At 75.0% G+C, this 11,650-nt stretch carries 13 protein-coding genes; 9 read left to right on the forward strand and 4 right to left on the reverse strand.

Annotation, left to right across the window (positions count from 1 at the left end; all coding sequences use genetic code 11):
• From SHK17_RS04385 to tsaD, 8 genes are read left to right on the forward strand one after another with little or no spacing between them, the layout of a single operon-like run.
• Positions 1 to 354 carry a holo-ACP synthase gene (locus tag SHK17_RS04385; RefSeq protein ID WP_172270027.1) on the forward strand — a complete coding sequence of 118 codons (354 nt, stop codon included), beginning with the start codon at positions 1 to 3 and terminating at the stop codon, positions 352 to 354.
• A gap of 1 nt (position 355) precedes the next feature.
• Complete coding sequence (locus SHK17_RS04390; protein WP_322921183.1) at positions 356 to 1,756, forward strand: NAD(P)H-hydrate dehydratase; 1,401 nt, start codon at positions 356 to 358, stop codon at positions 1,754 to 1,756.
• A gap of 8 nt (positions 1,757 to 1,764) precedes the next feature.
• Entirely contained in the window at positions 1,765 to 2,949 is a 1,185-nt protein-coding gene (gene alr / locus SHK17_RS04395) for an alanine racemase (RefSeq protein ID WP_322921184.1), read from the forward strand.
• Positions 2,946 to 4,013, forward strand: a complete 1,068-nt coding sequence (locus SHK17_RS04400; protein WP_172270033.1) for an alpha/beta fold hydrolase — start codon at positions 2,946 to 2,948, stop codon at positions 4,011 to 4,013. The genes alr and SHK17_RS04400 overlap by 4 nt, the downstream gene beginning before the upstream one ends.
• The gene (gene tsaE, locus SHK17_RS04405; RefSeq protein ID WP_322921185.1) at positions 4,010 to 4,912 is read left to right on the forward strand and encodes a tRNA (adenosine(37)-N6)-threonylcarbamoyltransferase complex ATPase subunit type 1 TsaE; all 903 of its coding nucleotides are present in this window, start codon (positions 4,010 to 4,012) and stop codon (positions 4,910 to 4,912) included. Before SHK17_RS04400 ends, tsaE begins: the two co-directional genes overlap by 4 nt.
• Positions 4,913 to 4,922: 10 nt before the next feature.
• A complete protein-coding gene (tsaB, locus tag SHK17_RS04410) occupies positions 4,923 to 5,561 on the forward strand; it encodes a tRNA (adenosine(37)-N6)-threonylcarbamoyltransferase complex dimerization subunit type 1 TsaB (protein WP_172270037.1) in 639 nt (212 codons plus the stop codon).
• A complete protein-coding gene (locus SHK17_RS04415; RefSeq protein ID WP_322921186.1) occupies positions 5,558 to 6,013 on the forward strand; it encodes a GNAT family N-acetyltransferase in 456 nt (151 codons plus the stop codon). The genes tsaB and SHK17_RS04415 overlap by 4 nt, the downstream gene beginning before the upstream one ends.
• Positions 6,006 to 7,052: a tRNA (adenosine(37)-N6)-threonylcarbamoyltransferase complex transferase subunit TsaD gene (gene tsaD, locus SHK17_RS04420; RefSeq protein WP_322424837.1), complete on the forward strand. Its 1,047-nt coding sequence runs from the start codon at positions 6,006 to 6,008 to the stop codon at positions 7,050 to 7,052. The genes SHK17_RS04415 and tsaD overlap by 8 nt, the downstream gene beginning before the upstream one ends.
• Before the next feature lie 85 nt (positions 7,053 to 7,137).
• On the opposite strand, the gene SHK17_RS04425 is transcribed toward tsaD, so the two are convergent.
• Both SHK17_RS04425 and SHK17_RS04430 read right to left on the reverse strand, forming a co-directional pair.
• On the reverse strand, positions 7,138 to 8,667 hold the full coding sequence (locus SHK17_RS04425; RefSeq protein ID WP_322921187.1) for a hypothetical protein: 1,530 nt from the start codon (positions 8,665 to 8,667) through the stop codon (positions 7,138 to 7,140).
• Between the two features lie 3 nt (positions 8,668 to 8,670).
• Positions 8,671 to 9,069, reverse strand: coding sequence for a hypothetical protein (locus SHK17_RS04430; protein WP_322921188.1), 399 nt, complete (start codon positions 9,067 to 9,069; stop codon positions 8,671 to 8,673).
• A 102-nt stretch (positions 9,070 to 9,171) separates the two neighbouring features.
• Between SHK17_RS04430 and SHK17_RS04435 the strand changes: the two genes are divergently transcribed.
• On the forward strand, positions 9,172 to 9,786 hold the full coding sequence (locus tag SHK17_RS04435) for a hypothetical protein (protein ID WP_322425757.1): 615 nt from the start codon (positions 9,172 to 9,174) through the stop codon (positions 9,784 to 9,786).
• Here the strand turns inward: SHK17_RS04435 and SHK17_RS04440 are convergent.
• Both SHK17_RS04440 and SHK17_RS04445 read right to left on the reverse strand, forming a co-directional pair.
• Positions 9,783 to 11,021 (reverse strand): hypothetical protein, encoded by a 1,239-nt coding sequence (locus SHK17_RS04440; RefSeq protein WP_322921189.1) that lies wholly within the window; start codon positions 11,019 to 11,021, stop codon positions 9,783 to 9,785. The genes SHK17_RS04435 and SHK17_RS04440 overlap by 4 nt on opposite strands.
• A complete protein-coding gene (locus SHK17_RS04445) occupies positions 11,018 to 11,575 on the reverse strand; it encodes a SigE family RNA polymerase sigma factor (protein WP_322921190.1) in 558 nt (185 codons plus the stop codon). Before SHK17_RS04445 ends, SHK17_RS04440 begins: the two co-directional genes overlap by 4 nt.
• Positions 11,576 to 11,650 lie beyond the last annotated feature (75 nt).

The following is an 11,650-nucleotide window of genomic DNA, read 5'->3' on the forward strand; positions in this document are numbered from 1 at the left end:
GTGCCGGTCATCGGCGTGGGCATCGACGTGGTCGACATCGACCGCTTCGTCCGGTCCCTCGAGCGCACCCCAGGCCTGCGCGGGCGCCTGTTCACCGAGGCCGAGTCCGTACGACCGCCCGCCTCGCTGGCGGCTCGGTTCGCTGCCAAGGAGGCCATCGCCAAGGCGCTCGGCGCGCCGGTCGGGATGGCGTGGCACGACGCCGAGATCGTCTCGGAGGACACCGGCCGCCCGCGCTTCGAGATCCGCGGCACCGTCGCGGCCCGCGCGGAGGCGCTGGGCGTCGCGCACGTGCACGTGTCCCTGTCCCACGACGCCGGCATCGCCTCGGCGGTCGTGGTGCTGGAGTCCTGACGTGCTGCGCGCCCACCTGGTCGACGACGTACGCCGCGCGGAGGCCGCCGCGATGGCCCGGCTGCCCGACGGCGCCCTGATGCAGCGTGCCGCCGCCGGCCTGGCCGCGGCGGTGCTCGACCTGCTGGGCGGGGGCTACGGCCGCCGCGTGCTGCTGCTGGTCGGCCCCGGCGACAACGGCGGCGACGCGCTCTGGGCCGGCGCCCGGCTCGCCGGACGCGGCGCGCGGGTCGAGGCGCTGCTGCTCGCGGACCGCGTGCACCGCGAGGGACTGGCCGCCCTGCGCGCCGCCGGCGGCCGGGCGACCCGCGACCTCGGCGAGGTCGACGCCTCACCGGACGTGGTGGTGGACGGCATCGTCGGCATCGGCGGCCGGCCCGGGCTGCGGCCGGAGGCGGTCGCGGCCCTCGAGCACGTCGCCGGGACCCCCGTGGTGGCGGTCGACGTGCCGTCCGGCGTCGACGTCGACACTGGTCGCCTCGACGGTCCGCACGTCCGCGCGGACGTGACGGTCACCTTCGGCACCCACAAGGTCGCCCACCTCGCTGACCCGGCCTCCCTCGCCAGCGGCGCGGTGCACCTCGTCGACCTCGGCCTGGACCCCCGCGAGCTCGGCACCCCGGCGGTCGAGGCGCTCCAGCCCGACGACGTGCGTCGGCTGCTGCCGCGACCCGGCCAGGTCGCCCACAAGTACACCCGCGGCGTGGTCGGCGTCCGCGCCGGGTCGGGCACCTACCCGGGCGCGGCCCTGCTGGCGGTGTCCGGCGCCGCGTCGGGGCTGGCCGGCATGGTCCGCTACGTCGGCCCGGAGCACGTCGCCGACACCGTGCGCACCCTCCACCCCGAGGTCGTCGGCGCCGGCCGGGTCCAGGCCTGGGTGGTCGGCCCGGGCGGAGGGGACGACGCTGGAGGGATGCTCCGGGACGCCCGCGCGGACGGCGTACCCGTGGTCGTGGATGCCGACGCCCTGCGACACGTCGACGGCACGCTGCCGGGCTGCGTGCTGACGCCGCACGCCGGCGAGCTCGCCGGCATGCTCGACGTGCCGCGCGAGGACGTCGAGGCAGCGCCGCTGGAGCACGCCCGCGACGCCGCCGACCGCTGGCGGTGCGTCGTGCTGCTCAAGGGTCACCACACCCTCGTCGCGGACCCCGACGGTCGGGTCCGGGTGACGACGACCGGCGTGCCGTGGCTGGCCACGGCCGGCGCCGGTGACGTGCTCGCCGGCCTCATCGGTGCGCTGCTCGCCGCGGGCCTCGAGCCGTACGACGCCGCGTCCGTGGGCTCCTGGCTGCACGGCGCCGCCGCCACCGAGGCCGCCGACGGCGGCCCGCTGACGGCGAGCCGGGTGGCCGTCCAGATCCCGCAGGTGGTGCGCGAGACGCTGGCGGATCGGGGATGATCGCTCCCATGACCGGTCCCGCGCCTCGTGCCGAGATCGTGGTGGACCTCGCTGCCGTGCGGCACAACGTCCGCGTCCTCAAGGACCTCGTGTCGGTCGACGGGCCGGTGCAGCTGATGACGGTGGTGAAGGCCGACGGCTACGGCCACGGGATGGTCGAGGTCGCGGCGGCCGCCCGCGACGGCGGCGCCGACTGGCTCGGCGTCGCGACGATCGAGGAGGCCCTCGCCCTCCGCGCCGCCGGCGACGCCGGCCCGCTGCTGTGCTGGCTCAGCGCCCCCGGCGACGACTTCGCCGCCGCCGTCGCGGCCGGCGTGGAGATCACCGCCTACACCGTCGCCGAGCTCGACGAGATCGCCGCCGCCGGGCCGGCGCGCGTCCAGCTCAAGGTCGACACCGGCCTGTCCCGCGGCGGGGCCCCGCGCGCGGAGTGGGACCGCCTCTTCACCGCTGCGGCCGCCCACGAGTCCGCCGGGCGGATCAGCGTCACCGGGGTCTGGTCGCACTTCGCGGCCAGCGACGAGCCGGAGCACCCGGCCAACGACCGCCAGGAGGCGGCCTTCCGCGACGCGCTGGCGGCGGCGGACCGCGCGGGCCTCGACCCCGAGGTGACCCACCTCGCCAACTCCGCCGCGGCGGTCCTGCGCCCGTCCTCCCACTTCGACCTGGTCCGCTGCGGCATCGCGTCCTACGGCCTCGACCCGGCCCCGGGCGTCACCCCGCGGCTGGGGCTCCGGCCGGCGATGACCGTGCGGGCGCGGCTGCTCATGAGCAAGCCGATCGATGCGGGCGACGGGGTGTCCTACGGCCACACGTGGGTGGCCGACCGCGCCACCAGCGTGGGCGTCGTGCCCGCCGGCTACGGCGAGGGGATCCCGCGGGCCGCGGGCAACACCGCCTCGGTGTGGGTCGGGGACTCACGGCGCCCGATCCGCGGGCGCGTGTGCATGGACCAGCTCGTCGTCGACCTGCACGGCGAGCTGCCGCCCAGCGGCACCGAGGTGGTGCTCTTCGGTCCCGGCGACCGGGGCGAGCCCACCGCGCAGGACTGGGCCGAGGCCGTCGGCACCATCAGCTACGAGATCGTGACGCGGGTCGGCGGCCGACTCACCCGCCGCCACGTCGACACCGACCTGACCGAGCACCAGACCGAAAACCAGACCGAGCACCAGACCGAGGAGACCACGCGTTGAGCATCAAGGGCCGCATCTTCGGCACCGTCGTCGGAGCGGCCGGCCTGGCCGCGGCGGCCGGTGCGGTGGGCATCGCCCGGCAGAACCGCATCATCGGCAACCGTGCCGCCGGGGAGCGCGTCGCCTTCGGCGAGCTGCGCAGCCCGGCCCGGGTGGTGGTCGCCGACGACGCCCTCGACCTGCACGTGGAGATCGACGAGCCGCAGGACTTCGGGGGGCACGAGCCCACCGACGAGGACCTGACCGTCGTCTTCGCGCACGGCTACTGCCTCGACCTCGACTGCTGGCACTTCCAGCGCGCCGCCTACCGCGGCCAGGTCCGCACGGTGTTCTACGACCAGCGCAGCCACGGGCGGTCGGGGCGTTCGAGCGAGGAGAACTGCACGCTCGAGCAGCTCGGCCACGACCTGCACCGGGTCATCGAGGACACCGTCCCCGGGCGCTGCGTGGTCGTCGGCCACTCCATGGGCGGGATGAGCGTCGTCTCGCTGGCCCAGCACTACCCCGAGCTGTTCGGCGACAAGGTCGTCGGAGCGGCGCTCATCGCCACCACCGCCGGCGGTCTCGACCCGGGCCGCATCCTCTTCCCGATGCTGCCGCTGGGCATCGGCGGGCGGTTCGTCGGTCGCGCCGTGCGCACCCTCGACCGCGGCCACCGGGTGGTCGACGTGGCCCGCTCGTGGGGCCGCGCGGTGGCCGACGTGGTGACCGACCGCTACGCGTTCGGCGACGACGACGTGCCCGTCGCCTACGTCGAGTTCGTCATGTCGATGCTCAACGCCACGCCGTTCGCCGTCGTGGCCGACTTCTACCCGGCGTTCGCGACCCTCGACCACTTCGACCACCTCGAGCCGCTGAGCCGGGTGCCCACGTCGATCATCTGCGGCACCGCCGACAAGATCACCTCGACCGGTCACAGCCGCAAGCTGCACAGCAAGATCCCCGGCTCCAGCCTGCTGGAGTGCGACGGGGCGGGCCACATGGTCGTGCTCGAGCGGCACAAGCAGGTGACCGCGGAGCTCGACGACCTCATCTCGCTCGCCCAGGGGAGGACCCCGTCGTGAGCGGCGCGAGGGACGTCGTCGTACGACGTGTCGGTCCCGAGGCGGCGGCCGACGTCCTGGCCGTGGTCCGGGAGGCGTTCGGCGCCCGCCCCGCGCTCGACCCGCCGGCCGACGCGCTCGGCGAGGACGTGGACACCGTCGCGCGACTGCTGCGCGCCCGCGGCGGCCTGCTGGCGACGATCGAGGGCCGGCCGGTGGGGTGCGTCGTCCTCGACCCGCGGGCGGAGAGCCTGTGGCTGCGGCGCTTCGGCGTGGTGCCCGCCGCCCGGGGGAGGGGCGCGGCGACCGCGCTGGTGCAGGAGGCGGTCGCGGCCGCGGTCGGACGCGAGCGGGTGGTCGTCCTCGCGCGCGAGGAGCTGCCCGACACCGTCGCCTTCTGGCAGCGGCACGGCTTCGTCGAGACGACGCGGTCGGCGCCCTACGTCGAGCTCGAGCTCGCCCTCACGACCTCCTTCGAGGCGCCCGACGCGGAGTCCATGCGGGCGCTGGGGGAGCGGGTCGGGCGCAGCCTCGCCGCCGGCGACCTCGTCGTGCTGACCGGCGAGCTTGGGGCGGGCAAGACCACGTTCACCCAGGGCCTCGGCGAGGGCCTCGGGGTCCGGGGCGGCGTCACCTCTCCGACATTCGTGATCGCCCGGGTGCACCCGTCCGTGGTGGGCGGTCCGGACCTCGTCCACGTCGACGCCTACCGGCTCGGCGGCCTGGCCGAGCTCGACGACCTCGACCTGGACGCCTCCCTGGAGGAGGCGGTGACCGTCGTGGAGTGGGGCGCCGGGCTCGCGGAGGCGCTGGCCGAGGCGCGCCTCGAGGTGCTCATCGAGCGTGCCGTCGGGGACGGCCCGGCCGACGACGAGCTCGATCCCCGCCGCGTTTCCCTCCGCTGGGTCGTCGGACAGTAACCTCGACGCCGTGCTCCTCGCCTTCGACACCGCGACGCCGCTGGTGACCGTCGCCCTCCACGACGGCGAGCGGGTCGTCGTGGAGCACACGTCCGAGCAGCCGATGAAGCACGGCGAGCACCTCGCGCCCCTCATCGCCCGTGCCATGGAGGACGCCGGCATCGTGCGTCAGGACCTCACCGCCGTCGCCGTCGGCGTGGGCCCGGGCCCGTTCACCGGCCTGCGGGTCGGCGTCGTCACGGCACGCACGCTCGGGCTCGTGCTGGAGGTCCCCGTCTACGGCGTGTGCTCGCTCGACGCGGTGGCGCTCGAGGTGGTCGGCACCGGCGCGACGACCGGCAGCTTCCTCGTCGCCACGGACGCCCGGCGCAAGGAGGTCTACCTCGCCTCCTACGACGCCGACGGACGCCGGCTCGAGGGCCCGGTGGTGACCCGGCCCGCCGAGGTGGCGACCGACGCCCCGGTCGCCGGCGCGGGCCCCGGGCTCTACCCCGACGCCTTCCCGCACGCGATCGCCCCGGCACGGCCCGGTGCCGGCTGGTTGGCTGCGGGCGTGAGCTCGGAGCTCGTAGACTTGCTCGACCCCGAACCCCTCTACCTGCGGCGACCCGACGCGGTCGCCGGCGCACCAAGGAAGCCCGTCTCGTGATCCGTCCCGCCACCCTCGCCGACCTGCCGGCCCTCGTCGCGCTCGAGCAGGAGCTCTTCGGCGACGACGCCTGGAACGAGGCGCTGGTGCGCCAGGAGATCGAGGGCCCGGGGCGCAAGTTCGTCGTGGCCGACGCCCTCTCGGGCTACGCCGTGACGATGACGGCCGGCGACATCGTCGACCTGCTGCGCATCGGCGTACGCCCCTCGGCGCGGCGCACCGGGATCGCCTCGCGGCTGCTCGAGGAGCTGCTCGTCGACACCGAGAGCGCCTCGCGGATGCTGCTCGAGGTGAGCGTGTCCAACGCACCGGCGCTCGGGTTCTACGTCGCGCGCCAGTTCAGCGTGATCGACGTACGCCCCCACTACTACCGCGACGGCTCCGAGGCGCTGGTGATGTGTCGCTGGCTCCCCGGCGCGGCCCGGGCGGAGACGGCGACGGCGCATGACTGACGAGCCCCTCGTCCTGGGCATCGAGACGTCCTGCGACGAGACCGGCGTCGGCATCGTGCGCGGCCACACGCTGCTGGCCGACGCCGTCGCGAGCAGCGTCGAGGAGCACGCCCGCTTCGGCGGCGTCGTGCCCGAGGTCGCCAGCCGCGCGCACCTCGAGGCCATGGTGCCCACCCTCGAGCGGGCCGCCGACACGGCCGGGATCGCGCTCAGCGACATCGACGCGGTCGCGGTCACCAGCGGGCCCGGACTCGCCGGCGCGCTGCTGGTCGGCGTCGCGAGCGCCAAGGCGCTCGCCCTCGGTCTCGGCAAGCCGATCTACGGCGTCAACCACCTGGCCGCCCACGTCGCGGTCGACCAGCTCGAGCACGGCCCGCTGCCGGAGCCCTGCCTGGCCATGCTCGTCTCCGGCGGCCACTCCAGCCTGCTGGAGGTCACCGACGTCACGGTCGGCGTGGAGCCGATGGGGTCCACGATCGACGACGCCGCGGGGGAGGCCTTCGACAAGGTCGCCCGCCTGCTCGGCCTGCCGTTCCCCGGCGGCCCGCACATCGACCGGGAGGCGCGCAGCGGCAACAGCGTCGCCATCGACTTCCCGCGCGGCCTCACCAGCCGTCGCGACCTCGAGCGGCACCGCTTCGACTTCTCCTTCTCCGGGCTCAAGACGGCGGTGGCGCGCTGGGTCGAGGCCCAGCAGCGCGCGGGCGCGACCATCGACGTCGCCGACGTCGCCGCCTCCTTCCAGGAGGCGGTCTGCGACGTGCTGACCCGCAAGGCGATCGACGCCGCCACGAGCCGCGGCATCGAGGACATCCTCATCGGTGGCGGGGTCGCCGCCAACAGCCGCCTCCGCGCGATGGCGGAGGAGCGCGCGACCGCGCGGGGCATCCGGGTCCGCGTGCCGCGCCCGGGGCTGTGCACCGACAACGGGGCCATGGTCGCCGCGCTCGGCGCCGAGCTGGTCTCGCGGGGGCGGACGCCGTCGCTGCTCGACCTGCCGGCCGACTCCTCACAGCCGATCACGACCGTCGTCGCCTAGGCGCCGCCCCGGGAACGACGAAGGTCCCCGCCCGGGAGCGGGGACCTGCGTCACGGAGCTGTGCCGGCGGTGGCGCCGACCGATCTCAGTCGAGCACCCCGGGGGCGACGTCCTCGTCGCCGAGCCAGTCCTGGTCGAAGACGAGGCTGTCGCGCTGGGCGGCCTTGTCGCGATCGCCCTTGCGTCCGCCGCGACCCCCCGCGCCGGACCCGGCGGAACCCGCGCTGCGGGCGCCGCCGGCGCCGTTGGCGCCGCGACCGCCCGACCGGGAGCCCGCGCTGGAGCCGGTGGCGGCTCCGCGACCTCCCGCGCCGCCGCGACCGGCGGTGCTGCCCGAGGCCGCGCCGCGACCGGCTGCCGAGCCTGCCGCGCCCCGGGAGGCCGCGCTGCCGGCGGCGCCCGCGCTGCGGGCGGAGGCGCTCCCCGCCGAGCCGGCCGTCGTGGGCCGCGACAGCGCACCGGCGCTGCCGGCGCGGCCCGTGGCACCGATGGCCCGGACCGGGCTCGCGCTGCTGCTGGATGCCGTGAGGCCCGGGCGGACGGAGCCGGCCGCGCCGCCGGACATGCCACCCGCCGTGGCACCCGCCGCACCGGCTGCGCCCGCGGCCCCCAGTGACGCGGCCGACGCGCCGCCCGCGCCCACGGAGGCCGCGGGCGCGGAGACGCCGGTGCCGGGCTGGTAGGTCACACCGGTCTGCGAGGAGCCACCGACCGTGGTGGTGGGGCCCTCGGGGCCGATCGGCGTCAGGGGCCCGGTCGGGCCAGTGGGGCCGGTCGGGCCGGTGGGAGTCGTCGGGGTGAGCCCCGGACCCTCGATGACGGGATTCCTCGTCGGGTCCTTCGTCGGGTCCTTGGTCGGGTCCTTCTCGGGATCCCGGTCGGGATCGCGGTCGGGATCGCGGTCCGGCTTGTCGGGGTCGCGGTCGGGCATGCCGACCAGCGTCGGGTCGTTGCCGCCGTCGCCGTCCTTGCCGCCGCCCGTGACCGGCGGTGCCTGGGTGCCGGGCAGGTAGGGGCCCTGCGGACCGGAGGGCACGTGGGGGGGCGGCTCGGTCGGGTCCTTCTCGCCGTGGATGTCCTTCATCGGCGGGATGGCCCCGAGGAAGGCCGCGTCCATCTGCTTGGTGAGGGCGAGCGCCCGCGCCTCCTGCTTGTCGTACTCGTTCTGCCAGGCGGTGCGCTCGTTCTGCCGCGCCTGCGAGGCCGCCGCCTGCGCGGTGAGCTCCTCCTTGGTCGGCTCCACACCGGTGGTGTTGGCCGGGGCCTGGTAGGTCGCGGGCTTCTCGCCGAGGTCCTTGAGGGCGTCGCGGGCGTCGCGGGCGTCGGAGAGCTGCTGCCCGACCTGGCGCAGCGCCTCGCCTGCAGCGCGGAGCTGCTCGGACTTGGTGAGGATCGACGCGGAGGACTCCTCCATGCCGGCACGCAGCGCGGGGCCGGTCATCGTCTGCTCACCGATGCGCAGCTCGGCCTGGCCGGCCGCCTGCCTGAGCGCCTCACCGAGGACCTGGAGGTCGTCGGCCTTGTCCTTCCAGGCGGAGCCGGCGTTCTGGACCATGCCCTCGGCGGCGGAGTCGAGGTACTGGTCGAGGACGAGGCGGTTGGGTCCCTTGGTCACGGCTCAGTCCTCCTCGGTCGGCAGGGTGCACTGGTTGGAGCTGAAGTCAGGCGCGGCCACGCAGTCCGTGGAGGCCTGGATGAGGTTCATCGTGGCGGTGGTCTGCTCGGTCGTGGTCTCCATGTCCTTGCGGAACGCCTCGACCGACGAGCCCATCCCGCGCAGCCCGGCGGCCACCTTCTTGAGCTCTTCGGCGACGGCCTTGTGGGCCATCTCGGCATTGGTCCCGAGGCGGTAGCCCCCGGTGTAGGACTCGCCGAACGACGAGCTCTGCACCGGCGTGATCGGCTTGCTCTCGACACCCTCGGCGGCCTTGTCGAAGGACGCCATCAGGGAGGAGATCGTCTCGGGATCGATGTTGAGCCCCACCATGGTCTGGTTGAGCAGTTCCCGGTCTTCCAACGGCAGCATGGTCTGTCCTTTCCCCCTGGTCGCAGAACCAAAACCACTTTAGGTGGCCGATCTGTCGCCGGCAGCATCTTCGGGGATCGGTAGGCTCGTGCCATGCGTGCTCGGGGATCTCGTCGTCTCGTCGGTGCGTGCGTGGGCGTCCTGGCGTTCGCCGTCGTCACCGGCTGCCAGTCCTCCGCCGAGGAGCCCGCGGACCCCACGACCAGCGCGACGTCGTCACCGTCGACGCCGTCGCCCTCCTCGCCCGCCCCCGCATCGACGCCCGTCGTCGAGCCGGCCGACGGCAAGCTGGTCAAGGTGCCCGGCGCCAGCATGCGGGCGCTGCCGACCTACGAGCGCAACAGCGACTTCGGGATCGTCCAGGGATACCGCGACGGCCAGAGCTCGCTGACGCTGTCCCCGAGTCTCACCATGGCCCCGTCCCTGGACGCCTACGCCCGGGAGTGGATCCGCGAGCACGGTGGACGCCAGGTCCAGGTGCGCCAGGACGACGCCGTCGCGGGCGGCAAGTACTCCGCGTGGCACGTCGTCGACACCACGTCGGACCCCACCCAGCGGGTCCACACGTTCGGCACGATGTTCCTCGACTCCGCCTGGCTCATCATCATCCGGATCAACCTCGAGGGCGTGCCGGAGACGCTGACCGAGGAGGAGGAGCAGGGCGTCATCGACAGCCTGCTCGCCTCCTTCAAGACCGACCTCGACTAGCCCGCGGCTGCGGCGACCTTGAGGGCGACGGCTCCGGGCCGCACCTCGACGCCGGCTCCGCCGACGCGTTCGACGGTTCCGTCGAGGCCCAGCCGGACGGCGTACTGCCGGCCGCCGGTGACCACGGCGGCGACGAGCGTGTCGTCGTCCTCCCAGGCCACCTCGGGGTTGATCCCGACGACCCCGGTGCGGGCGCCGGCGAGCTCGAAGTCGACCACGCGCTCGCCGCTCGCCGCGTCGAGGATCGCGAGGGTCGGGGAGCCGTCGGGCGTCAGGTAGTCGGTGAAGCCCAGGACGTGCCGGCCGTCGGGGCTGAAGGCGAGCACGGAGTAGTCGCACGTGCGCCACACCACCGGGGCGCCCTCGGTGACGGCGTCGCGGACCTGCCAGCACGAGCCGTCACCGCTGAAGCTGGTCTGCCCGCTCACCAGGCCGCCGACGGGGTCGGCGGAGCCGGGGTGGATGAAGCCGGGCACCGACGTCGTCGCGCCGTCCGGGGAGACGACGAGCGCGGACTCGTCGCCGGTCGCGGGATCGGTGCGGGACACGACCATCGCCTCGCCCGGCAGGAAGCCGACCGGGCGGACGTCTGCCTGCTCCGGGCCCGGCGGCAGCGGCGTACGCCGTTCGTCCCGCGCACCGTCGGCGGCCCGGTCGACCAGGACCCAGCGACCGCCGTCGTACTCCGCCCAGGCCAGGCGCGAGGCGTCCGACGAGACCGCCAGCACGCTGGCCGACGTCGCCTCGTCGAGGACCCCGAAGTCGGCGTCGAGCACCTGCAGGGTCTGGATCCAGCCGGCCGGCTCGTCGCTCACCGTGAGCCCCGCCCAGCCGTCGAGGTAGGGGGTGAGCTGGCGGTAGTCGCGGGGGAGCGGGGTCTTCTCGCCGCCGACCACGAGGCTCGGGTCGTCGACGTTGATGAGCGGGACGGCAGACGCGCCGCCGACGGGTGCGCTGCGCGGGTCGATGCGCACCGTCCCCGCCACCGCGGGGGCCGGCGGGTCCGCGGCCGGCGGTACGTCGCTGCGCTGGGTGGGGCCGGTCGCGGCGAGGCCGAGCGGGACGGCCACCGCCAGGACGGCGGCGACGGCCGCACCGGCAACCGCCCGACGACCCCGCTGGATCCGGCGGGCCCGGGTGCGGACGTCGGTCACCGTGAGCGGTGCGCGCTGGAGGGTGTCGACCCGGCGGTGCAGGCCGTCGTGGACCCGGTCCTCGAGGGGAGCGTCGTTCATCGGGCGTCATCTCCGGAGTCGTGGGGGTCGAGCGACCGGGGTGCGCGGGCGCGCAGTCCGGCGAGGGCGCGGCTGGCCTGGGACTTCACCGTGCCGACGGAGATGCCGAGCACGTCGGCGATCTCCGCCTCGCTCAGCTGCTCGTAGTAGCGCAGCACGACCACCGCCCGCTGCTTGGGCGGCAGGGTCTGCACGAAGGACCAGAGCACCCCGCCCATGCCGTCGTCGTACGCGTCGTGGGTGCCGGTCTCGGGCAGCGTGTCGGTGGTGTGCTCGCGGCGCTTCCACGCCCGGCGCCACAGCGAGCTGTTCTCGTTGACCATGATCCGGCGGACGTAGCCGTCGAGCGCCTCCCGGTCGCGGACCCGGTCCCACGACAGGTAGAGCTTGGCGAAGGCGACCTGCAGCAGGTCCTCGGCCGAGGCGTGGTCGCCGGCGAGGAGGTACGCCGTGCGGTAGAGGGCAGGCTGGCGCGCAGACATGTACGCCGAGAACTCCGAGTCCTTGTCGGACCCATCCCGGTGCACACCCATGTCGACGAGTGTCGCGGTCACCATCCACCTCCTGCCTCACTCCGCGCCCTGGGAGCAGGGCGTGTCGGGGTGAGGACGCGTTCGACGCCGGTGGGG

The sequence above is a fragment of the Nocardioides renjunii genome, assembly GCF_034661175.1.
Lineage (GTDB): Bacteria > Actinomycetota > Actinomycetes > Propionibacteriales > Nocardioidaceae > Nocardioides > Nocardioides renjunii.